27 protein-coding genes are annotated in these 25,570 nt (G+C 74.5%); 15 read left to right on the top strand and 12 right to left on the bottom strand.

Annotated features, from left to right (window positions below; translation table 11 throughout):
* The first annotated feature begins 60 nt into the window (after positions 1–60).
* The 5 genes from ABTY56_RS00275 (at position 61) to ABTY56_RS00255 (ending at position 3,325) form a co-directional block, all read left to right on the top strand.
* On the top strand, positions 61–222 hold the full coding sequence (locus tag ABTY56_RS00275; protein WP_350624829.1) for a hypothetical protein: 162 nt from the start codon (positions 61–63) through the stop codon (positions 220–222).
* Positions 223–338: 116 nt separating this feature from the next.
* The gene (locus ABTY56_RS00270; protein ID WP_350624827.1) at positions 339–935 is read left to right on the top strand and encodes a helix-turn-helix domain-containing protein; all 597 of its coding nucleotides are present in this window, start codon (positions 339–341) and stop codon (positions 933–935) included.
* Positions 936–998: 63 nt separating this feature from the next.
* A complete protein-coding gene (lepB, locus tag ABTY56_RS00265; protein ID WP_350624825.1) occupies positions 999–2,018 on the top strand; it encodes a signal peptidase I in 1,020 nt (339 codons plus the stop codon).
* 268 nt (positions 2,019–2,286) lie between these two features.
* Positions 2,287–2,574, top strand: coding sequence for a hypothetical protein (locus tag ABTY56_RS00260; RefSeq protein WP_350624823.1), 288 nt, complete (start codon positions 2,287–2,289; stop codon positions 2,572–2,574).
* Positions 2,575–2,665: 91 nt separating this feature from the next.
* The gene (locus ABTY56_RS00255; RefSeq protein ID WP_350624821.1) at positions 2,666–3,325 is read left to right on the top strand and encodes a double zinc ribbon domain-containing protein; all 660 of its coding nucleotides are present in this window, start codon (positions 2,666–2,668) and stop codon (positions 3,323–3,325) included.
* Positions 3,326–3,479: 154 nt separating this feature from the next.
* On the opposite strand, the gene ABTY56_RS00250 is transcribed toward ABTY56_RS00255, so the two are convergent.
* Complete coding sequence (locus tag ABTY56_RS00250) at positions 3,480–5,135, bottom strand: LCP family protein (RefSeq protein WP_502892998.1); 1,656 nt, start codon at positions 5,133–5,135, stop codon at positions 3,480–3,482.
* A 223-nt stretch (positions 5,136–5,358) separates the two neighbouring features.
* Here ABTY56_RS00250 and ABTY56_RS00245 point away from each other — a divergent pair, with 223 nt between their 5' ends.
* Positions 5,359–5,757 (top strand): hypothetical protein, encoded by a 399-nt coding sequence (locus tag ABTY56_RS00245; protein ID WP_350624819.1) that lies wholly within the window; start codon positions 5,359–5,361, stop codon positions 5,755–5,757.
* Positions 5,758–5,936: 179 nt separating this feature from the next.
* Positions 5,937–6,707, top strand: coding sequence for a DUF1775 domain-containing protein (locus ABTY56_RS00240; RefSeq protein WP_350624817.1), 771 nt, complete (start codon positions 5,937–5,939; stop codon positions 6,705–6,707).
* 69 nt (positions 6,708–6,776) lie between these two features.
* Here ABTY56_RS00240 and ABTY56_RS00235 read toward each other — a convergent pair whose 3' ends face one another.
* Both ABTY56_RS00235 and ABTY56_RS00230 read right to left on the bottom strand, forming a co-directional pair.
* Entirely contained in the window at positions 6,777–7,685 is a 909-nt protein-coding gene (locus tag ABTY56_RS00235; RefSeq protein WP_350624815.1) for a DUF8832 domain-containing protein, read from the bottom strand.
* 411 nt (positions 7,686–8,096) lie between these two features.
* Entirely contained in the window at positions 8,097–9,842 is a 1,746-nt protein-coding gene (locus ABTY56_RS00230; protein ID WP_350624813.1) for a SpoIIE family protein phosphatase, read from the bottom strand.
* Between the two features lie 400 nt (positions 9,843–10,242).
* Between ABTY56_RS00230 and ABTY56_RS00225 the strand changes: the two genes are divergently transcribed.
* Positions 10,243–11,466, top strand: coding sequence for an ROK family transcriptional regulator (locus tag ABTY56_RS00225; RefSeq protein WP_350624811.1), 1,224 nt, complete (start codon positions 10,243–10,245; stop codon positions 11,464–11,466).
* A gap of 223 nt (positions 11,467–11,689) precedes the next feature.
* Complete coding sequence (locus ABTY56_RS00220) at positions 11,690–12,202, top strand: hypothetical protein (RefSeq protein WP_350624809.1); 513 nt, start codon at positions 11,690–11,692, stop codon at positions 12,200–12,202.
* A gap of 135 nt (positions 12,203–12,337) precedes the next feature.
* Here the strand turns inward: ABTY56_RS00220 and ABTY56_RS00215 are convergent, their stop codons facing one another.
* From ABTY56_RS00215 to ABTY56_RS00190, 6 genes are all read right to left on the bottom strand, one after another.
* Complete coding sequence (locus tag ABTY56_RS00215) at positions 12,338–12,997, bottom strand: thiaminase II/PqqC family protein (RefSeq protein WP_350624807.1); 660 nt, start codon at positions 12,995–12,997, stop codon at positions 12,338–12,340.
* Between the two features lie 194 nt (positions 12,998–13,191).
* Entirely contained in the window at positions 13,192–13,590 is a 399-nt protein-coding gene (locus tag ABTY56_RS00210; protein ID WP_350624805.1) for a hypothetical protein, read from the bottom strand.
* A 110-nt stretch (positions 13,591–13,700) separates the two neighbouring features.
* Positions 13,701–14,291 (bottom strand): DUF6817 domain-containing protein, encoded by a 591-nt coding sequence (locus ABTY56_RS00205; protein ID WP_350624803.1) that lies wholly within the window; start codon positions 14,289–14,291, stop codon positions 13,701–13,703.
* A gap of 90 nt (positions 14,292–14,381) precedes the next feature.
* Positions 14,382–15,332, bottom strand: coding sequence for a ketopantoate reductase family protein (locus ABTY56_RS00200; protein ID WP_350624801.1), 951 nt, complete (start codon positions 15,330–15,332; stop codon positions 14,382–14,384).
* A 37-nt stretch (positions 15,333–15,369) separates the two neighbouring features.
* Positions 15,370–16,173, bottom strand: a complete 804-nt coding sequence (locus ABTY56_RS00195; RefSeq protein ID WP_350624799.1) for a hypothetical protein — start codon at positions 16,171–16,173, stop codon at positions 15,370–15,372.
* Entirely contained in the window at positions 16,170–16,724 is a 555-nt protein-coding gene (locus ABTY56_RS00190; RefSeq protein WP_350624797.1) for a hypothetical protein, read from the bottom strand. Before ABTY56_RS00190 ends, ABTY56_RS00195 begins: the two co-directional genes overlap by 4 nt.
* 114 nt (positions 16,725–16,838) lie before the next feature.
* Between ABTY56_RS00190 and ABTY56_RS00185 the strand changes: the two genes are divergently transcribed.
* The 4 genes from ABTY56_RS00185 (at position 16,839) to ABTY56_RS00170 (ending at position 20,901) form a co-directional block, all read left to right on the top strand.
* Positions 16,839–17,135: a hypothetical protein gene (locus ABTY56_RS00185; RefSeq protein ID WP_350624795.1), complete on the top strand. Its 297-nt coding sequence runs from the start codon at positions 16,839–16,841 to the stop codon at positions 17,133–17,135.
* Positions 17,136–17,225: 90 nt separating this feature from the next.
* The gene (locus ABTY56_RS00180) at positions 17,226–17,999 is read left to right on the top strand and encodes an ABC transporter ATP-binding protein (protein ID WP_502892997.1); all 774 of its coding nucleotides are present in this window, start codon (positions 17,226–17,228) and stop codon (positions 17,997–17,999) included.
* Positions 18,000–18,004: 5 nt separating this feature from the next.
* Entirely contained in the window at positions 18,005–19,411 is a 1,407-nt protein-coding gene (locus tag ABTY56_RS00175; protein ID WP_350624793.1) for an FtsX-like permease family protein, read from the top strand.
* Positions 19,412–19,677: 266 nt separating this feature from the next.
* Positions 19,678–20,901 carry a sensor histidine kinase gene (locus ABTY56_RS00170; RefSeq protein WP_350625237.1) on the top strand — a complete coding sequence of 408 codons (1,224 nt, stop codon included), beginning with the start codon at positions 19,678–19,680 and terminating at the stop codon, positions 20,899–20,901.
* Positions 20,902–21,169: 268 nt separating this feature from the next.
* Here ABTY56_RS00170 and ABTY56_RS00165 read toward each other — a convergent pair whose 3' ends face one another.
* Positions 21,170–21,838, bottom strand: coding sequence for a response regulator (locus ABTY56_RS00165; RefSeq protein ID WP_350624791.1), 669 nt, complete (start codon positions 21,836–21,838; stop codon positions 21,170–21,172).
* 58 nt (positions 21,839–21,896) lie between these two features.
* Between ABTY56_RS00165 and ABTY56_RS00160 the strand changes: the two genes are divergently transcribed.
* Positions 21,897–22,400, top strand: a complete 504-nt coding sequence (locus ABTY56_RS00160; protein ID WP_350624789.1) for a hypothetical protein — start codon at positions 21,897–21,899, stop codon at positions 22,398–22,400.
* 40 nt (positions 22,401–22,440) lie between these two features.
* On the opposite strand, the gene ABTY56_RS00155 is transcribed toward ABTY56_RS00160, so the two are convergent.
* Together ABTY56_RS00155 and ABTY56_RS00150 are read right to left on the bottom strand one after the other, a co-directional pair.
* Positions 22,441–22,971: a DUF5959 family protein gene (locus tag ABTY56_RS00155; protein WP_350624787.1), complete on the bottom strand. Its 531-nt coding sequence runs from the start codon at positions 22,969–22,971 to the stop codon at positions 22,441–22,443.
* A gap of 401 nt (positions 22,972–23,372) precedes the next feature.
* Positions 23,373–24,371 (bottom strand): ScbA/BarX family gamma-butyrolactone biosynthesis protein, encoded by a 999-nt coding sequence (locus ABTY56_RS00150; RefSeq protein ID WP_350624785.1) that lies wholly within the window; start codon positions 24,369–24,371, stop codon positions 23,373–23,375.
* 462 nt (positions 24,372–24,833) lie between these two features.
* On the opposite strand from ABTY56_RS00150, the gene ABTY56_RS00145 reads away from it, so the two are divergent.
* A complete protein-coding gene (locus tag ABTY56_RS00145; RefSeq protein WP_350624783.1) occupies positions 24,834–25,550 on the top strand; it encodes a ScbR family autoregulator-binding transcription factor in 717 nt (238 codons plus the stop codon).
* The last annotated feature ends 20 nt before the right edge of the window (positions 25,551–25,570 follow it).

Raw genomic sequence — 25,570 nt, 5'->3', positions numbered from 1 at the left:
GACGTTCGGTGCCGCGACGGCCGCGCCGGGGAACCCTTCCGGGAACGGGAGGAGGGCCGGGTGCGGGCGATCGTACGAATCGTGGTGGCGGCCGTGGCGATCGGTCTGCTGTTGGGCGGAGGCGTGGGCGTGCTGCTGTTCGCGTTCAGCGACTGGCTCGACCCGTTCGTGGGATCGGTGCAGGAGCACTGGTCCCTGATCTGGCGGCGGGGTCGCTCCTAGCCGAGGTGCGCGTGCCGCGAGGACGGGCGTCCGACACGAGGACGGGCCTCGCCGGGCGGGCGCTCACCCGGGTGCCGGATTGACAAACGACCTTGCCGTAGCGGCACATGGCAGGCATGGTCGACGAAGAGTTCGAGAACGTCCTCACCACGGTGGGCCCCCGGCTGCGGGCCCTGCGCCGGGAGCGCGGCACCACGCTCGCCAAACTGGCTGCCGCGACCGGGATCTCGCTCAGCACCCTGTCCCGGCTGGAGTCCGGGCAGCGCAAGCCGACGCTGGAGCTGCTGCTGCCGCTGGCCCGGGAGTACCGGGTGCCGTTGGACGAGCTGGTCGGCGCCCCGGCCACCGGCGACCCGCGGATCCACCCGCGCCCGGTGACCAGGAACGGCCAGACGATCATCCCGCTCACCCGCCACCTGGGCGGGATGCACGCGTTCAAGCACATCATCCCGCCGGGCCGCAACACCGAGCCGGAGCCGGAGCTGAAGGTCCACGAGGGCTACGAGTGGCTGTACGTGCTGTCCGGCCGGCTGCGGTTGGTGCTCGGATCGCGCGACCTGGTGCTGACGGCCGGTGAGGCCGCGGAGTTCGACACCCGCACCCCGCACGCCTTCGGCAATGCGGGCCCGCAGCCCGTGGAGTTCCTCAGCCTGTTCGGCCCGCAGGGTGAGCGCATGCACGTCAGGGCGCGCCCGGGAACCTCTGTTCGGTAGGTTCGTTCCTGACAGGGGGTCTTCGTTGCGACTCCCGTCGGGCCGTCGGGAGGGGCCGAGGAAATGAGTGTGCAGCAGAGCGCGGAGTCCGGCGAGAGCGGTGGAGCCGGGGAACGCGGCGGGGCCGAGGACGGCCGGGCGGGCGTGGGCACGTCCTCGGACACGTCCTCGGGCACGTCCTCGGGCACGGGCACAGGCGTGGGTGGGGGCGCGGCCGCGGTTGCGGCTGCCGCCGTGGGTGCGGGCGCGGACTCGGACAGAGGTACGGGGGAGGACCCGGACGAGGGGGCGAAGCGCCAGCGGAAGAAGCGCCCGTTCTGGCAGGAGCTGCCGATCCTGCTGGTGATCGCCCTGCTGCTCTCGCTCGGCATCAAGACCTTCTTCGTGCAGGCCTTCTCGATCCCCTCCGGGTCGATGGAGCAGACCCTGGCGATCGGCGACCGGGTGCTGGTGGACAAGCTGACCCCGTGGTTCGGCGCGGAGCCCGAGCGCGGGGAGGTGGTGGTCTTCCGCGATCCGGGCGGCTGGCTGGAGGGCACGACGACGACCGACGACTCCCTCATGGGCTCCGTCCGGAAGGCGCTGAGCACCGTCGGCCTGATGCCCTCGGCGGACGAGAAGGACCTGATCAAGCGGGTGATCGCGGTCGGCGGGGACACCGTCCAGTGCGACGCGGGCGCCCCGCTGAAGGTGAACGGCGTCGCGCTGGACGAGCCGTACCTGTTCCCCGGCTCGACGCCCTGCGACAACGACCCGGTCGGCACCGTCACCGTGCCCAAGGGCAAGCTCTGGGTGATGGGCGATCACCGCAACAACTCGCGTGACTCCCGTTGGCACCACAACGTGACCGGCGACGGCTTCGTTCCGGTGGACAACGTGGTCGGCCGGGCGTTCGTGGTGGCGTGGCCGCTGTCGGACTGGTCCACCCTGCCGGTGCCGGACACCTTCGACAAGGTGCCGGCCGGGGCGGCCGGTGCCCCGTTCGAGGCGCCGCCGGCCTCGGAGGCGCTCGCGCTGGCCGGGGTCGTTCCGGTGGCGCTGTGGCGGCTTCGTCGTCGGAGCTCGGTGCGCAAGGACCGCTGAGGCGGGTCCTCTTCGGCCGGGCAAGGCCCTGTCCTGCCCGGCCCGGCCTTGCTCGGCCCGGCCCGGCCTTGCTCGGCCCTGCTCGGCTTCGGCGGAATCCTCCCGTCGTTCTCTACACGCCTGTAGAGTTCAGGAGGTGTGCTGCACCCCCGGCCGCGGCGGCCGCCCCGCACCGGACGGCCGCCGCGGCCGGGGCCGGGTCGGGAGGCGGAGCCGTGATGGAGAGTCAGTGCGGTCCCCGGGGCGCCGGGGATCCGGGGCGGACCCCGTGAACGGGGACGACCGGGACGTTCGGGACGACCGCGATGAGCGCGATGAGCGTGACGACCGGGTCGACGGAGCGGACCCTGCGGAGCACACCGTCCAGTGGGTCTACCAGCCGGTCGAGGTGGACCTCGGCGACGGCGCGTGGGTGCTCGGCCGGATCAGCGGCTGGTGGCAGGACGCGGCCGGCCGGCGTTGGTGCCGACTGCGGGTCGGCCGCAGCGGACAGCCCGCGTGCTGGGAACGGTTCGACCCGGCACGGGTGGTGCTGCTGCCGGTCTCGGGGCTCTGAACAGCACGGACTCCTTGGCGGAACCGTTCACCTGGCCCTATCGTCCCTGGGAGCGACCGCCGACATCCCACTTTCAGCGACCGGGGACGACGTGACTTCGGAGATCTACTTCAGCAGCAACTACCGCGATCTGTGCGAGCAACACGGCACCGGTGCGGGCTTCCAGTTCGAGTTCTACTGCTACCGCTGCTCGGACACCTGGCGCTCGCCGTTCGAGGCGTTCCGGACCGGTCAGATGGCCGGTTGGATAGGCAAGGGCGTCAGCGCGGCCTGGAACCTGATCGGCGGCAACGCCAACACCATCAGCAACGCCGCCGACGGTCTGGCCGGCCAGACCTGGGGCACCACGCGGGACGCCGCCTTCCAGCGCGCGATCGCCGACGCCCAGACGCACTTCAACCGTTGCGCCCGCTGCACCCACTACGTCTGCGGCCGCTGCTTCAACCCGGCGCAGGGCCTGTGCTTCAGCTGTGCTCCGGACACCGCGGCCGAGGCGATGGCGGCGCAGCACCGGGGCCTCAACGACACGGTCGCCGAGCGCGCTTACCAGGCCGGGCAGCAGTCGGGCGCCGGGTTCGACGTCAACGCGCCGCGCCAGCTGGTCTGCCCGCAGTGCCACGCCGAGACGCACGGCACGCCGTTCTGTCCGGGGTGCGGCTTCCGGCTGGCGCAGGCCGTCCAGTGCACCAGTTGCCACCAGGACGTCCCGGACGGCGCCGCGTTCTGCCCGTCCTGCGGGACGAGACGCTGACGCGGCTCCGCCCACGCCCGGTGGGGCGCCCTCGGGACGGCGGTCCGGGGGCGCCCCACCGCCGTTCGCGCGCCGGGGTGGCCGCCGTCCGCATGCCGGGACGCCCCGGAAGCGCAGCCGGCGGCCCGGGAGCGGCCCGGCGGTGGGTCGCCGCTCAGCCGTACGAGACGTTGGCGCAGGGGTCGTCGTCCGCCGAGCGGGCGGTGCCGCTGACGCTGGTGGGCAACGGCGCGGGGGAGGCGGCCGCGCCGGAGGCCGGACCGGCGCCGGACGCCGGGCCGGCGGACGTGAAGTCGTGGCCGAGGACGACGCTGACGCCCCGGCTGCCAGGCTGGACGGTCGCGCCCGGGAACAGCTTGGCGACCGCCTCGGCGGAGCCGCGCTCGCCCGCGCCGTACTCGACGACCGTGGTGCCGCGGGGCTTCCCGGGGGCGTTGCCGACGGTGGTGACGGTGTAGCCGGCGCCCTTGACCGTCTCCGCGGCCTTGCCGCCGAGGCCGGTCTCACCGGTGCCGTTGAGCACGGAGACCTTGACCCCCGCGGCCTTGGGGTCCGGGGCGGCGGTCGGTGTGGGGGTGGCCTCGGCGGCGGGGGCGGTGGGGGCTGCGGAGCCGGACCCGGCCTGGGCGCTCGCGTCCTGGCCGTCGATGGTGCGGTCGGCCTTGAGCGCCGCCCAGAGCTGGTCCACGTCGGGGTGGACCAGGGCCACCCGCGGGCCCTCGTAACGCCAGGGCGTGGTCAGGAACTTGATGTCATGCAGGTCCACGTCCTTGAGGGAGGTGGCGAAGTCGAGCAGCTTGGCGGCCGAGCCGAGGCCGGGGTCGACGGTCAGCGACTTGGTGGCCGCGTCGGCGAGCGGCAGCAGGGTGGTCGGGTCCATCCCGCGGGACTTGACCTCCTTGATGAGGGAGGAGAGGAAGGCCTGCTGGCGCTTGGTGCGGCCGATGTCGGAGCCGTCGCCGATGCCGTGGCGGACCCGGACGTAGTCGAGCGCGGCCTGACCTTCGACCTTCTGCTTGCCCTTGGGGAAGATGAGTTTGCCCTTGTGTTCCAGGTTCGGGTTGAGGTCCCCCTCCCGGACGTCGTTCGGCAGGCAGACCTCGACGCCGCCGACCGCCTTGGTCATCGAGGCGAAGCCGTTGAAGTCCACCACGATGGTGTGGTCGACACGCAGGTTGGTCAGCTTCTCGACCGCGTTCTGGGTGCAGGCGGGGTTGCCCTGCTCGGTGTCGCCCACGGAGAAGGCGCTGTTGAACATGACGTTGGTCTGTTCCTTGGTCCACTTCCCGCTGGGCAGTTTGCAGGACGGGATGGTGACCAGGGAGTCGCGGGGGATGGAGATGCCGACGGCGTGCTTGTGGTCGGCGTAGACGTGCAGCAGGATCGCGGTGTCCGAGCGGGCGCCGCCGTCCCCGCCGCCGCCCAGGTCGCTGTTGCCGTTGCCGCGGCTGTCCGAGCCGATCAGCAGGACGTTCACCGGGGTTCGGCCCTGGGCGTCCGCCGCCGCGGCCTCCGGGCGGTCCTTGCTGACGGCGTCGCCGTCGAAGGTGGAGATGTTGCTGTCCAGGCGGTAGTAGAGGGCGCCGCCGGCGAGGACCAGGAGCGCGGTGCCTCCGGCGGTCGCCCAGAGCACCTTCTGCTTGGTGCTGCGCTTCGGCTTCTTCTTGGCGCGACCGGCCGAACGGCCGTCCGCTATGCCCGCGGTGTCCGTTTCGCCCTTGTCCGGGGCGGTCGTTCGGCCCGCCGCCCGGCGTCCGCCCGCCCGGTGCGGCGAAATTCCGGCGTCGGGGGAACCCTTGCGGCCAGACACGTCGTCATCCTCCACAGTTGCCACGGAGCCCCCGTCGGAGCGGTGGGCTCGCGCGGCCCGGGGCCGGAGCCGATCCGGGCAGGGCCCGTCGCTAAACTTTTACACCGCTGTAGAACGTCAGTGGAGCATACTAGGCGCGGATGAGAAAACCAGCTGGTCAGAGCATGAGAAATTGCTTTGGTCGGACTCGTCCGAGCCACCCCGAACCCGCACGAGGAGCACGATGACTCACCGGATCGCACGTTCGATAGCCGGCGCCCTGGTGGCACTGGCGGCCGCCGTCGGCCTCACCGCCGTCGCGTCGAGCGCGACGGCGGTGGCCGCACCCCGAACCGCCGTCGTCGTGGTGTCCGACTCCGGCGCACCGGCCGCGGGGGCGGCCACCGGGACGGGCGCCCGGCCGCTCGCCGCCTCCGTCGCGCCGTCCGTCGCCTCGTCCGTCGTCCCGTCGAGCGCCGACGCCGTGCACCTCGCGGCCAAGGACACGAAGAAGAAGAAGGGCTTCCTCGCCAAGCTGGGCAAGTTCCTGCTGGTCGTGATCATCCTGGTGATCCTCCTCTTCGTCCTGCTGATCGTCGGGATCATCTACGCCGCGAAGCGGATCTTCAGCCGCCGCAAGTAGCCGGACGGGCCGGGCGGGTGAGCGGTCGTTCCGGCGGCCGGCCGCCGGCTCCGGCCGCCCGGGGGCCCACCGGGGCCGTGCCGCGATCCCGGATCCGTCGTGCATGATGGACGCCGCCCGGACCCGATCGGACGGGCCGGCCCCGGCCCGACGCCGACCTCCCCCCGGAGCGCAGTCCCATGGACAACTCCCGCCTGCTCGGCCGTGCAGCCACCGTCACGGCCGTCCTGGCCGGCTCCCTCGCCCTCGCGGTGCCGGCCTTCGCCCACGTGGAGGTCGCCTCCGAGGCCGCCCGGGCGCTGGCCGTCAACGCCACCGTCACCTTCACCGCCGAGGCCGAGTCGAGCACCGCCGGCCTCGCCAAGTTCCAGGTCGTCCTGCCCGAGGGCATCGCCCCCGCCGACGTCACGCTCGCCGACGCCCCGCAGGGCTGGACCCTCGCCGCCACCGCCGACGGCTACACGGTCGGCGGCCCCGCGCTGCCCCAGGGCAAGGACGCCGTCTACCAGATCACCGTCAAGCAGCTGCCCGACGCCCAGCAGCTGGTCTTCAAGACCCTGGAGACCTACAGCGACGGCCACATCGACCGCTGGATCGAACTCCCCGAGGGCGGCACCGAGCCCGAGCACCCGGCGCCCACCCTCAAACTCGCCGCCGCCGCGCCCGGAGCGACCCCGATCGGCACGCCGTCCGCCGCGCCCGCCGGCGCCGCTCCCTCGACGCCGGCCGCCACGCCCTCCGCAGCCCCCTCCTCGGCCGCCACCTCCGCCGCCGCGCCCGCTCCGTCCGGCGCCCCGAGCGTGACGGCCTCGCCCGGCACGGCCTCGACCGCGTCGAGCGGCGGCGGTTCCTCCTCCGCCGGCATCGCCATCGGTGCGGCCGTGGTGGTCGTGCTCGCCGCGGGCGGTGCGTGGGCGTGGCGCCGCAAGCGCGCCGCCGCCGACAGCTGACGTTTCGTCGCCGCCGGGTACCCGGCCCGTGGAGCGGGGGTACCCGACGGCGCCTGCGGGCCCGCGGCGTCAGTCGACGTGCAGGGTGAGTTCGGCGGTGTGCAGCTTCCCGGCGGTCTGGAACTGCAGGAAGACCCGCCAGTTGCCGGGCTCCGCGAGGAGGGCCTGGAACGTCAGGGTGGGGCCGCCGTGGTCCCCGGTCACGACGTCCGCCGGGTGGAGATGGGCCAGTGCCTGGTCGCCCTCGTGGAAGGCACTGAGGTGGGCGTAGCTGTCCAGGTAGGGCTGCAGGTCGGTGACCGGCCGGCCGTCCTTGCCGATGCTCGCGACCAACTGGTGTGCACCGGCCACCGGTTGGACCTGCAGGGTGACGGTGTAGCCGTCGACGTCGACCGTGCCGACCGGGGCGGGCAGGAGCACCGCGGCGGACTCGCCGCGCACCGTCACGGTGCGGCTGAGGACGAGTTCGGGGGCGTGGGGGCCGGTGTTCGGGACGAAGTCGGCGTACAGCCGCCAGGTGCCGGGCGTCAGGGCGGCGAGATCGGCGGTCCAGGTGCCGTCGTCGGCCAGGTCCGGGTGCAGGTGCTGGAAGCCGGTGAGATCGGCGCGGATCGCGTAGAAGTGCAGCTTCTTGGTCTGGTGGACCGCGAAGTCGGTGACGGGCGCGCCGCCCGGGCCGGTGACGGTGAACCGGAAGGGCGTCGGGCGCCCGTCGGGCAGCTCGGTGGTCGCGGTGTCCAGCCGGTAGCCGTCCTGCTCGGCGGCGAGGCCGCGGCCGCTACTCCCGGACGCGCCCGCCGTTTCGGGCATGCCCGCCATGCCCGCCATGCCCGCCATGCCCGGCATGGCGGCGTGCGGTGCGGGCCCGGGCGCGGAGGCCGGAACGGACGCGGCCATCCCGAGCACGAGCAGCACCGGCACGCAGGACGCGAGGAGCCAGCGCCGCTGGAACGGACGACGGGCGGGAGAAGCGGTCATCGGCAGATCTTTCCCGTTGCGGGCGCGCGCCGGTGGCGACGCCGGGCGGGCCGAGGGAGTTCGGCTCCGCTGTTCAGGAGACCGGTGCCGCGCGGCGTGATAACCGAAAGTCGCAGGCGGAGGGCCACCGCGCGCCCGCCTCGGGCCGGAGCGTCGCACGCTCCGGCCCGAGGCCGGCGGCATCGGTCGGCGTCGCGCGGGGGGCGAGGACGCCCACGTCAAGCCCGCCGGCGGTGGTGGTGGTGGCGGTGGGGGAGCCGGTGGCGGCGGGGCTGGCGGTGGCACCGGCGAGTCCTTCGGTGGCTTCTGCCCCGGGACGCAGGTCGCCGAGGTGTCGGGAGTCGACGGCACGGGTGGCCGCACGGGTGGGACGCGGGGAGACCGGCCGGCCCGCACCCGGGTGCGGGCCGGTCAGCGCGGCTTGGCGCGGGCGGCGAGGATGGCGATGTCGTCCTCGGCGGCGGGGGCCGGCGGCGGGACGAGGGCGTGGAGGACGGCGTCGAGGAGGTCGTCGAGGTCGCCGGTGGCGGGCAGGCGCAGGGCGGCGAGACGCTCCAGTGAGACGTCGATGTCCTCGCCGCGCCGCTCGACCAGGCCGTCGGTGTAGAGCAGCAGGGTCTGGCCGGGGGTGAGCGGGTGGGTGGACTGCTCGTAGCCGCCGAGGCCGGTGCCCAGCGGCGGGCCGCTGGGCAGGTGCAGCAGCTCGGTGGGCTGGTCGGGAGTGATCAGGGCGGGCGGCAGGTGGCCCGCGCTGGAGAGGGTCCAGCGGCCGCGGCCCGGGTCGGCGAGGGCGAGCAGGCAGGTCGCGGGGCGGGCGGAGTCGTCGGCGGAGATGACGGTGTCGAGCTGGCGCAGGATCCGGTGCGGGGGGAGGTCCATCCCGGCGATGTCCCGCAGGGCGGAGCGGTAGTGACTCATGTCGACGGCGGCCTCGACGCCGTGCCCCATGACGTCGCCCATGGCGAGCAGGGTGCGGCCGAACGGCAGCCGGACCGTCTCGTACCAGTCGCCGCCGACCACCGAGCTGGTGCCGGAGGGCAGGTAACGGGAGGCGAGGGCGAGGTTCTGGTGCGGGTTGCCGGGTTCGCTGAGCAGGGCCCGCTGCAGTTCGAGGGCGATGCCCTGGGAACGGGTGTAACGGCGGGCGTTGTCGATGCCGGTGGCGGCCCGGGCAGCGAGGTCGCCGAGCAGGGCGGCCTCGTCGGAGGTGAAGGGCGGGTTGGCGGCGGTACGGCCGAGGGTGAGCAGCCCGACCTGGCGGCCGCGCGCGGCCAGCGGCAGGACGAGCAGTGAGGCCGTCCCGGCGGGGCAGCCGTCCTCGGGGCCGGGCTCGGTGAGCACGGCGATGCCGCCGCCGAGGCTGCGGGCGGCGGCCGAGCCCTCCCGGTGGCGGATCGATTCGCCGGGACGGGCCAGGTCGGCGAGGGCGTCGGTCAGGGCCGGCACGGCCCGTACGGCGGCTCGGTGCATCCGCTGGGGCGGGCCGTGGCCGACCCGGGAGGGCGCGGCCTCGGGCGGCAGGACGTCGACGACGGCGAGGTCGGCGAGGCCGGGCACGGCGAAGGCGGCGAGCTCGGCGCAGGTCGTCCCGACGTCGAGGGTGGTGCCGATCCGCTCGGCGGCGTCGTCGAGCAGCGCGAGGCGGGCGCGGGCCTGTTCGAGCTCGCGGAGCCGTTCGCGGGCCGGGTCGGGGTCGTCCAGGACGACGACGATCACACCGGTGGTCCGTCCGGCGTGGCGCAGCGGTCGGTAGCGCACCCGGAGGCCGGGCGGGACGGGGTGGCCCACGCCGTCCGGCCCGCCGGTGGCGTGTTCGCGGTCGAGGCCGTCGGCGAGGACGCGACGCAGGGTGGCGGTCGCCGGGGCGAAGGCGGTGGCCTCGGCGGCGCGGCCGAGCAGATCGGCGCGGCGCAGGCCGGTGGCGGTGGTGAAGGCGGGGTTGAGGTACACCCAGCGCAACCGCTCGTCGAGCACGGCGACGCCGACCGGGGCGGCGCCGAGGACCGCCCGCAGCAGGTCGGGATCGTCACCGCCGTGGTCACTGCCGGTGATCGCGCCGAGCCTCGCCGCGAGGGCCGCCGCCGTCGCCGCCAGGGACCGGGGCCCCGGTGCCGCGGGCGGGGAACCCTCTGCTCGGTTTCCGTGCCGGAAGTGCATACGCCCATGATCACGCGCCGGGGCGCGGCACGCCCACAACTGGAGGAAACCTTGACTGGCCGGAGACGCCGTTGTAGCGAACCCGGTGCAGTGCGGAGCGGTGCCCCGGGCGGCGGGGAGCGGTTGCCCGGGGCGGCGTACCGCGCAGCGGCCAGGGTCCGGCGGGCGAACGCCGGATGATCACCGGTCATACTTGGGCGGCGGCGCCCGACCCCGGACGCCGCGGGCCGGGCCGCAACACCAACGGGCGGGGCCGGAACACCCGCCGGCGGGCCACGACCGCCCGCAGGAGGTCCGGACAACCCGCAGGCCGGGCCGGACCCCACCCGAAGACCAGCGCCGGACCCCGCGCGAGACCCGCGCCGGCGGCGTCCGTGCGCACCAGACCGGAGGAAGACCGATGAGCCCCCACCAGCCGACCAGTCGCCCGGTGGCCGGGGCTCCCGCGGTGCCCTGGAACCGGCAGCGGCTGCGCAGCAACAACGAGTGGCTGCTGCTGGAGCTGCTGCGCACCGGCGGTGGCTCCTCGCGTGCCCAGCTCGCCCGGGACACCGGCCTGTCCAAACCGACCGTCTCCGCCGCGCTGGCCGCGCTCGAACAGGCCGGGCTGGTCCGCGAGGCCGGCCGGCTGGCCCCCGAGCGGGGCCGCACCGCCGTGCTGTACGAGGTCGACCCGACGGCCGGGCACGTGCTGGGCGTGGACATCGGCCGGGCCCGGCTGCGGGTGGCGGTCGCGGACCTCGCCGGGACGGTCGTCGCCCGCCGGGACGTGGCCAACCGGGGCCGCTCGGCGGACGCCGTCGCGGACGCCGTGGTGGCCGCCGCGCACGGCGCGATCACCGACGCGGGCCTGGCGGCCGACGACATCGTGCACGCGGTGATCGGCACCCCGGGCGTGTGGGACGAGGGGCGGCGCGGGGTGCGCTACGCCTCCAACCTGCCCGGCTGGGGCCGACCGGGGCTGTTCGACCGGATCGCGGAGGGCCTGGGCACGGCCGTGTCGGTGGCCAACGACGCCAACCTGGCCGCGCTCGGCGAGTACACCCTGGGGGCCGGCCGGGGCAGCCGGATGTTCGCCTACCTGCTGGTCGGCACCGGCCTCGGCCTGGGCGTGGTGAAGGACGGCGAGCTGCTCGTCGGCGCGCACGGCGCGCTGGGCGAGATCGGCCTGGTGCCGCTGCCCGCCCGTGCCGGCGAGCCGACCGGAACCATCGAGGAGGAGGCCGCCGCGGACGCGGTGGTGCGCAGCGCCCGGGAGTTCGGGCTGGTCGGGCCGGGCGCCGCAGCGGAGTTGACGGCGAAGCAGGTGTTCGAGCGGGCCCGGGCCGGGGAGGCCCCGGCGCTCCGGGCGGTGGAGCGGCAGGCGGAGCAACTCGCCTACGCGGTGGCCGTGCTGTCCGCCGTCCTGGATCCGGACCTGGTGGTGCTCGGCGGCGGGATCGGCAGCAGCGCGGACCTGCTCCTGGAACCGCTGGAACGGGCTCTGCACCGGCTCGCCCCGATGCGTCCGACGCTCGCGCCGAGCCTGCTGGGGGAGGAGGCGGTGCTCCTCGGCGCGGTCTCCACGGCGCTGGAGTCCGCCCGCCCCGAGGTGTTCGAGCGTCGGACGGCGGGGCTGCGCTGACCGTCGGTCGGTTGGGGCGGTGGGGCGGGGAGCGGCGGGGCGGGGAGCGGCGGGGGAATGGCGGGGGCCGGGACGCGCAGCGTGACGGCGACCGGAAGGGCGCACACGCTCGGTTGTCGCCAGGTCTCGATCTGCAAACAAGTGGGGAAACGGTGCGCGGGGCGTGTGGGAGCCCTGCTTGAATCGCACGACTCATCCAAACGGAACGGAGCGTTCTCCTCCCATGCCTTCACGCATACCCGGGCGCCGCCGGGCCGGTCTGGCCGGATTCGCCGGACTCGTCCTCACCGTCGGTCTGGCGCTGACCGGTTGCGACCCGTCGGCCGCCGACTCCACGTCAACGGCCCCGGCCACGCCGACCGTCGCCGCCGCCCCGACGTCTCCCGCGCCGGTCGCGCCGCAGGCGACCCCCGCGGCGCCGGCCCCTGCCGCGCCCACCACCCCGTCGGCCCCGCCTGTCGCGCCGGCCGCCACGCCGCCCGCGGCCGCCTCGCAGCCCGCGCCGCCCGCAGCCCCCCAGCCGAAGGTGACCACCGCCCAGCCGCCGACCGACCCGCAGCCGGAGCACACCGCCGCGGCCGCCGGCGGCGGGTGCGAGATCCGCTCGAACGCCGGCAACTGCTACGAGGCCGGGCAGTTCTGCCGCAACGCCGACCTGGGGAAGAACACCCACGACGCGAGCGGCCGGGTGATCTACTGCCGGATGGTCAGCGGCAAGCCGCACTGGCAGGCCTGACGCGGACCGGCCGACCGAGGGCCCCGTCGTGGAACCCCGCCTGCGGGGCGAGGCCGGGGCCCGAGGCGTGCGGGCCTGCTTCGGCCTCGGTCGTGCGGGTCCGGCGTCCGACGTCCGGCGTCCGGCGTCCGACAGTCAGAGGTCGAGCACGCCCAGGGTGTCCCAGAACAGGTGCTCGTAGGACTGGAGCAGCAGCCCGTACTCGCGTGCGGCGGCCAGGGTCGGCGCGTCGAGCCCGTCCGCGCCGAGCGCGTCGGCGGCCTGCTGCTCCAGCTCGGTGGCGGGCTGGGCGAAGAAGTCGAAGAAGGCGCAGGCCTCGTCGGAGAAGCCGTAGTGACGGCGCAGCGCCTTCCCGATGGTGGCGCAGTAGCCGCCCCAGGCAGCGAAGTTGGCGACCAGGGCGGCGGCCGCGGCCTCGGGCCGGCTGTTCAGGGCGAGCCAGGCCAGGTAGGCGGGGTAGGCCTGGCAGCCGGGCAGCGGCGCTCGGGCCTCCTCCGCAGTGAGGTCGAGGCCGCTGGCAGCGGCGAGAGCGGGCAGCGTGCGCAGGGCTGCGCTCTCGCCCTCGGCCAGGGTGGCGAACCAGGCGCCGAGCGGGCGGTCCGCACAGCGGGTGGCGAGCATCAGCAGGCTGCGCCGGTCGGAGCGGATGATCCGGTGCTGCTGGGCGGCGAGTTCGGCGAGCGCCGAGCGCGTGGCGGTGCCGTCCGCCAGCGCCGTGACCAGCGCGGGGGCGGCGTCGCCGGGCGCCAACTCGGCGCGCAGGTCCTGGATCCGGTCGAGGATCGGGTGGTTCACCGGTGCCTCCGGGGTGCGGTTCGGTCCGGTGCCATTCCTACCTCCCGGCGGCGTCCGGAGGGTGGCGACAGGCCGGGCGCGGCCGGATCGGGCTTGCCGGGGGCGGTGGGTGCTCCCGGCCCGGCACGGGCCGGCCCGGGAGCGGTGGATCCTGGTGGTAGCGGTGGCGCGGTGCGGTCGGATGGTCGGGGCGGTCAGGCTCCGGCGCAGGCCTTGGTCACGTCCCCGGCGGCGCTGGTGATCGCGCCGAAGTCGGGCTGCTTGTTGTCGTTGACCTTGTCGATGGCGTCGGAGACGGCCTTGGAGAGCTTGTCGGCGGCCGCGTCGAGCTTGTCCCCGCCGTCGTGGCGGATCTTCTTGGTGTCGTCGACGACCTTCTTCAGCGCGTTGACGGTGTGCTGGCGCCGCTCGTCGTCGGTGATCTGGCCGACGTTGGCGGCAGCGTCCGTGAGGTCCTGGACATCGCCGGCGAGGCTGACCGCGCGCTTTCCGCAGTCGATGGCCTGGTCGGCGTTGTTGCACGCGGTGAACAACGGGGCCGCGAGGAGCACCGCGAGTGCGGTTGCGGCCAGACGGTACGGCTTCCTTGTCATGTCACTATCCCCTCCCGGCATGGACAACGCCGTTGTGCCGTACGGCGGTTCCGGCGGGACGGATGAACGGTTGGCAAAGTCTCCGGTCTGCCAGCGCTCTTGACCAATCATCAATTCCTTTCCTTGGGTGTGGTGGTGTGCGGTCCGAGGAGATCGGTGCAGGCCCGCCAGGCGGCGGGCGGCAGCAGGGCACGGGCGCGGGCGAAGAGTTCGTACAGGCCCGGTCCGTAGCGGGCGGCCAGGTCCGCGTTGTGTGCGAGGACGTCGAGTTCATTGGCGACGGTGATGGCGAGGAAGGCGCGCAGGTCCTCCTCCGGTGGTGTGTGGTCGGCCCCGGTGAACCGGTCGCGGAACACCACCGGTTCGTCGGCGCCCAGCCGTGGGTAGACGGCGGCCCGGTCGCAGCTCGCGTAGAGGTGGACGAGCGCCTCGGCGCGGTGGCCGACGAGCTCGGCCAGGGTGCCGCGCCGGTCGAGCCCCAGCAGGGCATGGTCGAACCCGTCGGTCCCGTACGCGGCGTGGCAGAGCCCGGCGGCCCGGACGTCCGGGTCGCAGCCCCAGTCCGTCAACAGGTCCGCCACGCGGTGGAGATGCGCCGGCAGCGTGCCGCCCGGGTGGGGGATCCGGTCGGTGTCGTGGGCGCGGAGGAAGGCTTCGATGCGGTCCCACGCGGGAGCGCTGCCGGGGCCGGAAGGCGTCATGCCGCGAGTCCTACCCGTTCCTGCCCGTTCCCGCCCGTTCCCGCCCGGGTCCGCCCGCTTCCGCCGGGGGAGCCGCCCGGCCGGAGCCCGTCACCGTTCGGAGGCCTCCGACAACTCGGACACCAGGCGGGTGAGCGTGGGGACGGCGACTCCGTGCGCGGCGGCGGCCCGCAGCACGGCGCCGCCGGTCGCGTCGAGCTCGGTCGGGCGGCCGGCCTCCGCGTCGCGCTGCATCGAGGACCTCATCGCGCCGGGGGCGCGGTCGATCACCGTGAGCAGGGCCTGCACGTCGGCCGGGGCGCCAACCGCCCGGGCGACGGCGGTGATCTCGTCCAGTGCGGCGAGGAGTTGGGGCCGGTGTTCGGTGCGCACGGTGCCGACGTCACTCGCATGGCGGGTGGTGAGCAGCGCCAGCGGGGCGAGGAAGGAGAGCTTGCTCCACAGCATCGCCGTCTCGTCCTCCCGCAGCGTGACGGTCAGGCCGGCGTGCCGCAGCTGCTCGGCGAACCCCTCGACCGGTCGGCCGAGTTCGGCGGACTTTGCGGCCCTTGCGGGCTCGGCGGGTCCTGCGGGTGCGGCGGGTGCGGCGAGTTCGACGGCGGCGAACGGGCTGCTGTGCTCGATCCGCCCGGGCGCCGTGCGGGTGGTTTCGACCCGGATCGTGCCGGCCATGACCCGGGTGGCCGGGTAGCGTTCGCGCAGCACCGCCATGTGGTCCAGGCCGTTGAGCAGCGGCACCACGAGCCCGGTGCCGAGCACGTCCGCCGGCAGCCGGTCGAGCGCTGCCGTCAGGGCCGTCTCCTTGACGGTCACGAGGACGGCGTCGACCGGCTCGCGCAGCTCGGTGGCGGCCTCGACGTCGGCGGTGAACTCGCCGAACTGCCCGCTGCGGACGTGCAGTCCGTCCCGGGCGAGGACGGCGGCGGTCTCCTCGCGCGCCAAGCAGACGACCCGGTGTCCGTCGCGGGCGAGCAGTCCGCCGATCAGTCCGCCGACGCCGCCCGGTCCGAGGATCGCGACGGTCAGGGGGGTGGTGGTCATGCTGAACTCCCGGGGCTGAGAGGGGGATTGGGGGAGGTCACGGGATGTCCCAGTAGAAGCGGCCTTCCAGTCCGTCCGGACTGAGGAAGCCGAAGCCGTCGCCGTAGCCGAAGTCGAGGAAGTACGGATCGTCCTCGTACGGGGCGTCCGAGAGGGCGAAGAAGTACCGCCACGGCGCGGGGACTTCGGCCCGGCCGCTCGGGAACGACGGGAGACCGCCGACGTGGTCGTGCACGTGGCCGCCGTCCGGGAACCGGACCTCGGGGCCCTCGCCGCGCAAGTACCGCTGGAAGGCGGCCCGTTCGTCCATCGCCCGGTCGAGGTCGCCCGGTAGCGGCACCAGGTCGAGGTGGAACTCGACCGGCGTCCCGTGGCCGTTGCGGTCGGGCTCCCCGCTGGGCTCGCGGTCGGGCTCGCGGCGCCACAGCGTAGGGCCGCGGGTGCCGGGCGGGCCGATGACGGCGAAGGGCGGGATCCGCCCGCCCGGCTGGACGAGCAGCAGGCCGTCGCCCGACTCCGGGTCGAGGCCGCCCATCGGGCCGTCGAGGCCACCGTCCGCCGCGAGGAAGAGGTAGGCGAGCCGGACGTCCTCACCGGGGACGGCGAACTGGCCGACGAACACCAGCGGTTCACCGGTGCCGGGGGAGAGCGGCCAGGCGGGCTCGGCCAGCCAGCACGGCTCGCCGCCCAGCTTGGGGACGGGAGCGGTGATCGGCCGCTCGGCCTCCCGCAGGGCGAACTGCAGCCGGGGGAGGAAGGCGGCGTCGTGCGGACCGGCGGCCGTGCCGGTCGGGTGCGGGAGGGTCGGGGGCCGCAGGGTCGGGGGCGGCAGGGACGTCATTCGGCGGCCTCGGCGGGATCGGTACGGCCGGTTCTTCCGGTTCGCGCGGTCGGTGCGTGGAAGGAGACGCAGTCGAAGGTGAACGGCTCCTCGTGGCGCGGCTTGCGGCCGGGGGCGGACGGTCGGCGCGGGACGGGGTGGCGGTAGAGGTGGAGCGGGTCGTGGTGGAGGGTGCCGCGGGTCGGCTCGGGCACCGGCAGGCCCTCCGCGCGCAGCGCCTCGACCAGCTCGTGCGCCGGCCAGCCGAGGAGGTCGATCCCGAGGTAGCCGACCGGGCAGGCGGGCCGGTCGTCGCTCGGGTTCCGGTCGACCGTGACGCTGCGGAGGCAGTCGTCGTCGCCGTCAGAACAGAGGGTGACGCTCACCCCGGGCAGCTGGAAGGCGAGCGCCCAACGGGGGCCGCAGACGAAGGTGTTCTGCACGCCGTCGGGCAGCAGCCTGCCGTGCGGGGCCAGCAGCGCGCGCACCGCCGCCTCGGTGAGGCCGAAGCGCAGCTCGGGCAGCGGCGCGGGCAGCCGGACGCCGTGGCCGGGCAACAGGTCGATGGTCACCCGGTCATGATTCCTCGTGGGGCGCGCGACGGGGAGCCCGGGGCGGAAAAACGCTGCGCCCCTTCGACTCCCGCCGGGTTGGGGGGCGCCGCGTGCACTCCCGACACCAGGGCGGTGCTGCTCACCCTGGTCGGCGAGGAGTCGGCGGACGTGCGCGCCGTAGCGGGAGTCGTCCTGGCCACCTCCGAGGACCGCACCCCCGAGGTCGCGGACGCGCCGGCGGCGCTGGTGGACGAGGAGGACCGCATCACGCGACGGGAGGCCGGCTACGGCCTCGCCGTGCGGGACGACCCGCGCACGGCGGTGGCGCTCGAACGACTGGGACCGCTGACCGGCCCCGAGTACCGCCACGCCCACCGGGCCGACGCCGTCCGGTCCTGGTGGCGGCGGAACCCGCCCGCGAGCACGTAGCGCCCCGCCTGCGGGGTTCGGTTATCCGAACCCCGGATCCGGGGGCCAGCTCGATCGATCGCCCGGCCCCCGGCGCCCAGGATGGAGGGCATGAACGGGATGACGACAGCAGCCGCCCCGGCGGCGCACGGCAGGACGACGGGCACGGCACTCAGCGGGGAGGGCCTGTACCGCGAGTACGGGCGCGGCACGGCGGCGGTACGGGCACTGGGCGGGGTGTCCGTGGCCTTCGGGCCGGGGACGTTCACCGCGGTGATGGGGCCCTCGGGATCGGGCAAGACGACCCTGCTGCACTGCCTGGCCGGGATGGACCGCCCGACCCGGGGCACCGTCCGGTGGGGCGACACCGAGGTGTCCGGGCTGCCCGAGCGGCGGCTGGCGGAGCTGCGCCGCACCCGGATGGCGTTCGTCTTCCAGGCCTTCAACCTGATGCCGGCGATGACCGTCGCCCAGAACGTCGAGCTGCCCGGGCGGCTGGCCGGGCAGCCGCCGGAGCGGGACCGGGTGCGGGAGGCGCTGGCCCGGGTCGGACTGGCCGGACGCGAGCGGCACCGGCCCGGGCAGCTGTCCGGCGGCCAGCAGCAGCGGGTGGCGATCGCCCGGGCGCTGGTCGCCCGGCCGCAGGTGCTCTTCGCCGACGAGCCGACCGGCGCGCTCGACCGGGCGACGGGGCACGACATCCTCGACCTGCTGCGCGCGGGCGTCGACGTGGACGGGCAGACCTGTGTGATGGTCACCCACGACCCGGTGGCCGCCTGCTACGCGGACCGGGTGCTGCTGCTCGCGGACGGCCTGCTGGTGGACGAGCTGCTCAGGCCGACCGCCGCGCAGGTCGGCGAGCGGCTCAGCCGGTTGGGCGGGTGAACACGGTGAGCGGAGTGTTGACGGGAAGTCCCGTCCTGACGCTGTCCGTCGGGCAGATCCGGCGGCGGCCCGCGGCCTTCGCCGGACTGGGGGCGGCGCTGTTCCTCGCGGTGGCGGCGGTGACGCTGTTCGGCTCGCTGGTCGCCGCGCAGGCGACGGCTCCCGAGAGGGTGGCACGGACACCGGTGACCGGGCCGGGGGTGATGGTGATCGCCGCGGCCTTCGGTGAGATCGCCGTCCTGGTCGCGCTGTTCGTCGTGGTCAACGCCCTGGGCTTCACCGTCCGTCAGCAGCACCGCGACCTGGCCCTGCTGCGCACGGTGGCCGCGACGCCCCGTCAGGTGCGGCGGGTGGTCCGCGCCCAGGTCCTGGCGACCGTCCTGCTCGCCGCCGGCCCAGGCAGCGCGGCGGGCCTCCTCGCCGCCCGGTCCTTCCTCACCGCCCTGCAGCGGCGCGGGATGGCCGCGCCCGGTCTGCGGATACCGGGGTCGCCGGTGCCCGTGCTGGTCGCGCTCGGAGTGGCGCTGCTGGTCGGCCTGGTGGCCACCGCCGTCGCGGCCCGGCGGATCACCCGGCCCGCACCGGCCGTCGCCATGACCGAGGGGACGGCCGGGCCAGGGCGGACCGGTGTGCTGCGGCTGTTCGCCGGGGCGGCCGTGCTGGCGGGCGGCGTGCTGCTGCTGCGACTGGCCGCGACCAGGCCGGCCGGGGAGTTGGACAAGGCGGGGCAGGCCTCGCTGCTCGGTTCACTGGTGCTCCTGGTCGCCGTCGCCCTGCTGGGTCCGTCGGCGGCGCGGGCGCTGGCCACGGTGCTCGGCGCCCCGGTCCGGGCGCTCGTCCCGCGGGCCGGCTGGCTCGCCGACGCCAATCTGCGCGGCTACGCCGCCCGGCTGTCCTCGGCGGTGGTCCCGGTCGCGCTGCTGGTCGGCCTCTCCGGCACGATGTCGATCATGACCAGTACCGCCGAGCGGGTCGCCCGGGCGACCGGCGCCACGACCACCGTCACCAAGGCCGGCGACATCTGGCTGCGACAGGCCGAACTCGGCCTGCTGGTGTGTTTCGCGGCGGTCTCCACGGTCAACACCCTGGTCGCGCTGACCGCCGACCGGCGCCGGGAGTTCGCCCTGCTGCGCCTGGTGGGCGCGACGCGGCGGCAACTGCTGCGGATGCTCTCGGTGGAGGCACTGCTGACCACGGCGGTCGGCGTGCTGTTGGGCGCGGCGGTGGCGGCCGCAGCCACGGGGGCGTTCAGCTGGGCGGTCCGGGGGTCGGTGGTGCCGGTGGTGCCGGGCGCGGCGTGCGCCTGGGTGGTGCTGGGCGCGGCGGTCCTGACGGTGCCGGGGATCGTGGGGACGGGCCTGTGGGCGAGCGGAGGATCGGCGGTGGAGTCGGTGGGCGGCGAGCGGGGGTGAGGTGACGGGGCGGGAGCGGGTGTGGGAACGGGGGCGGGAGCGGGTGCGGGGGTGAGGCGGCGGAGGTGGGGACGGCGGGGTGGTGTCTCGGCCGCCGTCCGGGGGAGGCCGGTGGTTGCAGTGGTTGCAGTGGTTGGGTTGCAGTGGTTGCGGCGGTGCCTGGTGGATGCTGGGGGCCGGTCGGTGGGTGAGCGGTGAGGTGGACGGCGGTGCGGTGGGCGGTGGCGCAAGGGGCAGCAGCCTGGTGGGCAGCGGTGACGCGGACGGTGGCCGAGCGGCGCCGGCTCCTGGCGGTGCGCGGTGACGAGGTGGCGTTCGCCGTCCTCGGGCTGCCGCTCGGGGTGCTCGGCGGCGTCTACGCGGTCGCCGTACTCTACGCGGGGGTGCTGCTCTCGCTCACCGTGCTGGGCCTGCCGTTCCTGGTGGCCGCGCTGCTCGGGACCCGGCGGATCGGCCGGATGCACCGATGGCTGGTCGAGTGGCTGCTCGACGAGACGGTGCCCGAGCCGCCGCCGCTGCCACGCCCGTCCGGGGTGCTCGCCCGCGGCCGGGTGGTGCTGACCGATCCGGTCGCCTGGCGGGTGCTGCTCTACCTCTTCCTACGGCTGCCGGTGGGAGTGCTCGGCTTCCTGGCCGCGATCGGGCTGCCGCTCGGGGGCGTCTGGCTGCTCGGCTTCCCCCTCTGGGTACGGCTGGCGGAGCCGGGCCCGAGACCGGTCGGCTGGCCGGACGTGCTCGCCATCCCGGTCGGCCTCGCACTGCTGGCCGCCGTCCCCGCCGTACTGCGCGCCTTGAGCCGGGCCAACCGGGCGCTCGCCCGGACACTGCTCGGCCCGGTGCGCTCGCAGCAGCGGGTGCGCGAACTGGAGAGCGCCCGGGCCACCCTGCTGGCCGAGAACAGCGACCGGCTGCGGCGCCTGGAACGCGATCTGCACGACGGCACCCAGGCGCAGTTGGTCGCGCTCGCCATCACCTTGTCGCTGGCCGACGACGCCCTCGCCGACTCGGCCGAGCCCGACCTCGGACGGCTGCGCACCCTGGTCGACCGGGCCCGCGGGCAGACCGACGACACCATCACGGGCCTGCGCCGACTGACCCGGGGCATCCACCCCGTGGCACTGGACGGCGGGCTGGCCGAGGCACTGCCCGGACTCACCGCGACCTCACCGGTGCCCGTCACGGTCCGGCTGGACCTGCGGGAGCGGCCGGTCGAGGTGATCGAACGGGCCGTCTACTTCTGCGCGGCCGAGCTGCTGACCAACGTGGCCAAGCACAGCGGCGCGCGGTCGGCGGAACTGACCGCGAGCGCGGTCGACGGGAGGGTCCGGCTGACCGTGCGTGACGACGGCCGCGGTGGCGCCGCGATCGGCACGGGCAGCGGACTCGCCGGCCTGGCCGAACGGCTCGCCGCGGTGGACGGGATGCTGCGGGTGGACAGCCCGCCGGGCGGACCGACCGTGGTCAGCGCCGAGTTGCCCGACAGGCTGTGACGAGTGGTCGGGGGCCGGGGCATGAGAGGGGTATGACCGGGGGCGGGGCATGAGCGGAGCTCATGGGCGCGCTCATGAGTCGCTCTCATGGGGCTGGGCCATGAGCTGCGCTCATGTGCCGGGATTCCCATGGGAGGGCTTCATGGGCCCTCCCCATGAGCGGATCTCATGATCATCCCCGATGAGCGTTGCTCATGATCAGCCCCCATGAGCGTTGCTCATGAGGCCGGCCCATGAGACGCGCTCATGAGCAGCCCGAGGGCCCGGCTCAGGAGGGGCCGCTCTCCGCGAGGTAGGCGAGCACGGCCTTGACCCGTCGGTTGTCGGCGTCGGTCGCCGGCAGGTCGAACTTGGTGAACACGGCGGCCACGTGCTTCTCCACCGCCCGCTCCGACACCACGAGCTGCCCGGCGATCGAGCGGTTGGAGTGGCCCTGCGCCATCAGCTCCAGTACCTCCCGCTCGCGCGGGGTGAGCGCGTCCACCCGGCTGCGCCGCCGGCCACCGATCAGCCCGTTGACGATCTCCGGGTCGAGCGCCGTACCGCCCGCGGCGACCCGGTGCAGAGCGTCCACGAACTGGGAGGTGCGGGCCACCCGTTCCTTGAGCAGGTAGCCGACGCCGGCGGCGCCGTCGGCCAGCAACCGGGCAGCCCAGACGGTTTCGACGTGCTGGGAGAAGACCAGGATCCCGACCTCGGGCATCGTGGCGCGGATCTCGACGGCCGCCCGGATGCCCTCGTCGGTGTGGGTCGGCGGCATCCGGATGTCCACCACGGCCACGTCGGGCCGGTGCTCGGTGACGGCAGCGACCAGCGCGGGCGCCGTACCGGCGGTGGCGACCACCGCGCAGCCGCGCGCCGTGAGGAGTTCGACCATCCCGTCCCGGAGGATCACCGAGTCCTCGGCGAGGACGACGCGGAGCTGTCTGTCGGTCATCCCGCCATTATTCCGGGCCGCCGAAGGGGGGCCGTCCCCGCGGTCGGAGCAGGGAGGAGTGGTCCTGCCGCCGCTCTCGCTCACGGCCCTCGCCGTGTCCGGCCTCACCGGCCGCAGTTCGGCCGGCCGCGGCAAGCTCCTGGTCGGTTCGGCGTGCCGGATCGCCGCCTGTGCGGCCCTGTTGTCGGTGCGCGCGGACAGCCCGGCCGTGCTGCTGATCGCGATCGGCGTGATGGCGGGCATCCCGCAGGGGCTGACCGGGCGCGGCACCCAGACCGCCCTCTACCACCAGGCCGACCCGGCTGCCATCGGCTCCGCGGCCGGGCTGCTGCGCACCTTCAGGTACCTCGGTGCGATGGCCGCCTCCGCCGCGAACGCCGCCGTCTTCCCCCAGGGCGCCACCACGGAAGGCCTGCACCACCTCGCGCTGTTCATGCTCGGCGGCGCGGCCCTGCTGTTCCTCCTCGCCCTGCCCGACCGCCCCCTCGGCCGCCTCGCGAAGCCCGCCGCGAAGCCCGCTGCGAAGCCCGCCGCGAAGCGCGCCGACAGGCCCGCCGAGTAGCCCGTCGAGGCGCCCGTCGAGAACCGGCGTTGACGATCCGTCAGTGCTCGACGCCCGACGTCCCGCGCACCGCGTGGACGCCGGGGGCGACCTCGACCACCTCGGTCGGGTAGGCGTCCCGGACGAGCTCCAGCAGGGCGCGCTGCTCGTCCAGCCAGCCGGAGGCGGGGGAGAGGGCGACCCTGAGGGTGACGCCCGAGTCCTCCGTGTCCGAGACCGTCACCCACAGCCCGCCCGGCCGTCCGGGTTCGATCCGCAGCTCCGGGCCGTGCTCCTCGTTCAGCCAGCGGACCGCGAACCCCTGACGGAGCCGGTCCAACGCCGTTTCCCAGCGCTGAAGATGGCGGTCGGTCACCACGGTGACGAAGTGCCCGCGCACGGTGTCGGCCGTGACGGTGATCTCGCAGTCCAGCCAGTCGTGCCCGAGCGGGGCGCCCGGCGCATGCCGCCCGAGCACCCGGACCCGGACGTTGCGGCCGCCGGTCCGCCCGTCGCGGCCGGGGGCGTCGTCGCTGCCCAGACGGTCCGTCAGTCTGATCAACTCGTGCTGGTGCGAATCGACTTCACTCACTGCGTGCTCCCCGGTGGCAGTGGATCCAAGGGCTGACATCCTCGCGCAGGTGTTCGTTCCGGTGCCAGCCCCGAGGGGACGGTGCATTTCTGGCGGGGTTCCCCGCCGGGGCTCGCGCACCGGCTGCCTGCCCCGCCGGCTTCCGTCCCCGCCGGGTTCCGTCCCCGCCGGGTTTCTTCCCGCCGGGCCGGAATCCGACCTCCGCCGACGTCCGGCGGCCAACCGGCGTCCCAAGCGGCGTCCCAACCGGCACGGCCCGCCTGACCGGGGCGGTCGGGCGGGCCGTTCGGGTGGTGCGGGAGGTTCGCGTGGTGGGGTTGATCGGGTGGTGCGGGTCGTACCGGCTGCCCTCGCCGTACCGGCTGCCCGCTTCGGTGCGGCGGCAGGCGGCTGGTGTCGGGTCAGCGGTGGTCCGGGTGTCCGGTGAGGATGGTGGTGAAGATCGGTTCGCCGTGCTGGTGGCCGGTCACGGTGGTGGTGAGGGCGTCCGGGTCCTCGCCGGGGGTGTGCCGGGCGGTGATGATGGTGGGCGCGTCGTGCTCGGCGTACCGGTGGAAGGTGGTGGCCGCTGCGGTCGGCGTGACGGTGACCGGGCTGGCCAGTGCGTTGGTCGCCTGGCGGGCCGCTTCGATCAGGACCATGCCGGGGATGTGGTCATTGGCGTGGTCGAAGAGGATCGGGTGCCAGGGGTCGGGGGTGAGGTGCCAGGTGCCCGGCGCACAGGCCGGGGTGAGGACGACGTCGCACGGGCGGAGCCGGCCGACCCGGGCCGGCGGCAGCGGCTCGGCGGTCGTGCCGGACACCGGCAGCGCGTCGACGTCGAGGCGCCCGCGGCGGAGCCGCTCGTAGGTCGAGCCCGGGACGGTGGTGAAGCGGGCGTACCCGGTGGCGGCCAGCTGCGGACCGCGCCGGACGACCGCGCTGAACGTGAAGTCGACGGTGCTGCGGGTGCGGCGCGGCTGGGCGACGAGCTTCGCCTCGATGGTGAGGTCGGTGGGCTTCGCGCCGATCAGCAGCTGGCGCGGGCGGGTGGTGTAGTCGAGGTTCCACATCATGAACTTGTGGTCGAGCGGGACGCCGAACCGGGTGTGGGCGAGGTAGAGCCCGGCCTGGCGGATCGTTTCAGCAGCCTGGATCGGGTCGTGCCGGGTACCGTCAGGGGTGCTGAAGAACGTGTGCGCCCGCGGCCATTGCGCGGAGACCGCGAAGGTGGTCTCGTTCAGCTGCTCGCTGCCGGTGAGGAAGACCTCTGCATGGCAGGCGCGGTGGACGTACTCCTTGGCGACGGTGCTGGTCAGACGGGGTGCCGGGCCGACGACCGGGCCTTGGCCGGGGACGGCCCCGGGGGCCTCGGCCGTGGTGATGGCGGCGGCAGGCGTGCGGAAGGCAAGCAGAGTCATGGGGAGCGCTCCGAAAGGCCGTAACGGGCGGGGTGGGCTGCTCAGGGCTCGTAAGATACGTACCTACCGGTTTGCTTTTCAAGGAGCCAGAACAAAGGTTCGTCGGCGGCCGAGCGAGGTCGTTCGGACACCCCCGGGAGAGGTCTGAACCGTTCCACGGGCTGTGTCGGGTTGGTGAAGGTCGGTTGACCTGCGGCGATTTCGCGACCCTGACTTGACGGGTTCATTATCACGAGGCACCTCCCCGTGGGTATGGGGCCTGCAAGTAGGAGCCGCTGTTCCGGTTGGGAGGCCTTGCGTGGAGGTCCCGGCCACCTGGCCGACTCATACCGTCCACGCGGTTTTTCATCGCTCAAAGACCGCCGTATGTGACCTGCTACGCAGGGATCGCCTTGGAGTCGGGCGGGTAAGATACGGGGTGTTTGGTTTTGTTTGCCGAGCGTTTCGGGTGGGGTGGTTGCGGTGGTGCGGCAGGAACGGGCGGTCCGGACGCGTCGGCTGATCCTGGAGGCGGCGGCGTCGGTCTTCGACGAGTACGGGTACGAGGGGGCGACGATCGGCGAGGTCGTCGCCCGCGCGGGAGTGACCCGCGGGGCGGTGTACTTCCACTTCGCCTCGAAGCGGGAGCTCGCCCAGGGGGTCGTGGAGGAGCAGTTCGGCCGCGACGAGATCCCCGAACGACACTGCAAGCTCCAGGAGTTCGTGGACCTCGGGATGGTGGTCGCCCATCTCATGCCGCGTGACCCGCTGTTGAGCGCGGGTGCCCGGCTCTCCCTCGGCCAGGACGTGTTCGGCGACTTCAGCGGCGGTGCGGCGCCCGGGTGGATCGAGCGGGCCGAGAGCGTACTGACGGTGGCCGCCGAGCGCGGCGAAGTGCTGCCGCAGGTGGTGCCGGCCGAGACGGCGTGGCTGGTGACCGGGGCCTGGACGGGCGTGCAGATCCAGTCCCAGAAGATGTCCGGCCGGGCCGACCTGGAGCGCCGGGTCGCGGTGCTGTACCAGCACCTGATGCCGAGCATCGCCGTGCCCGGCGTGCTCGCGACCCTCGACCTCGGAGTGGACCGGGGCGGCCGGGTGGTGGCCGAACTGGAGGCGGCCCGGTCGGTGGGGAGCGGCGGGGGTGACGCCGGACCGGGTGCGGCCGCCGAGGCGGGCGTCGGCGGGATCGCCTCGCGCTGACCGCGCCGGCTCCAGGCCCT

This window comes from Kitasatospora sp. NPDC097691 (assembly GCF_040302665.1).
Lineage (GTDB): Bacteria > Actinomycetota > Actinomycetes > Streptomycetales > Streptomycetaceae > Kitasatospora.
The sequence above is the reverse complement of the archived record's forward strand: the minus strand, read 5'-3'. Positions and strand labels throughout refer to the sequence as shown.

What these genes read in the sequence shown, in the direction of transcription:
- ABTY56_RS00270 (WP_350624827.1), top strand. Translation starts at nt 339, where the DNA reads ATGGTCGACGAAGAGTTCGAGAACGTCCTCACCACGGTGGGCCCCCGG.
- lepB (WP_350624825.1), top strand. Translation starts at nt 999, where the DNA reads ATGAGTGTGCAGCAGAGCGCGGAGTCCGGCGAGAGCGGTGGAGCCGGG.
- ABTY56_RS00245 (WP_350624819.1), top strand. Translation starts at nt 5,359, where the DNA reads ATGACTCACCGGATCGCACGTTCGATAGCCGGCGCCCTGGTGGCACTG.
- ABTY56_RS00240 (WP_350624817.1), top strand. Translation starts at nt 5,937, where the DNA reads ATGGACAACTCCCGCCTGCTCGGCCGTGCAGCCACCGTCACGGCCGTC.
- ABTY56_RS00235 (WP_350624815.1), bottom strand. Translation starts at nt 7,685, where the DNA reads ATGACCGCTTCTCCCGCCCGTCGTCCGTTCCAGCGGCGCTGGCTCCTC.
- ABTY56_RS00230 (WP_350624813.1), bottom strand. Translation starts at nt 9,842, where the DNA reads ATGCACTTCCGGCACGGAAACCGAGCAGAGGGTTCCCCGCCCGCGGCA.
- ABTY56_RS00225 (WP_350624811.1), top strand. Translation starts at nt 10,243, where the DNA reads ATGAGCCCCCACCAGCCGACCAGTCGCCCGGTGGCCGGGGCTCCCGCG.
- ABTY56_RS00220 (WP_350624809.1), top strand. Translation starts at nt 11,690, where the DNA reads ATGCCTTCACGCATACCCGGGCGCCGCCGGGCCGGTCTGGCCGGATTC.
- ABTY56_RS00210 (WP_350624805.1), bottom strand. Translation starts at nt 13,590, where the DNA reads ATGACAAGGAAGCCGTACCGTCTGGCCGCAACCGCACTCGCGGTGCTC.
- ABTY56_RS00205 (WP_350624803.1), bottom strand. Translation starts at nt 14,291, where the DNA reads ATGACGCCTTCCGGCCCCGGCAGCGCTCCCGCGTGGGACCGCATCGAA.
- ABTY56_RS00200 (WP_350624801.1), bottom strand. Translation starts at nt 15,332, where the DNA reads ATGACCACCACCCCCCTGACCGTCGCGATCCTCGGACCGGGCGGCGTC.
- ABTY56_RS00195 (WP_350624799.1), bottom strand. Translation starts at nt 16,173, where the DNA reads ATGACGTCCCTGCCGCCCCCGACCCTGCGGCCCCCGACCCTCCCGCAC.
- ABTY56_RS00180 (WP_502892997.1), top strand. Translation starts at nt 17,226, where the DNA reads ATGAACGGGATGACGACAGCAGCCGCCCCGGCGGCGCACGGCAGGACG.
- ABTY56_RS00165 (WP_350624791.1), bottom strand. Translation starts at nt 21,838, where the DNA reads ATGACCGACAGACAGCTCCGCGTCGTCCTCGCCGAGGACTCGGTGATC.
- ABTY56_RS00150 (WP_350624785.1), bottom strand. Translation starts at nt 24,371, where the DNA reads ATGACTCTGCTTGCCTTCCGCACGCCTGCCGCCGCCATCACCACGGCC.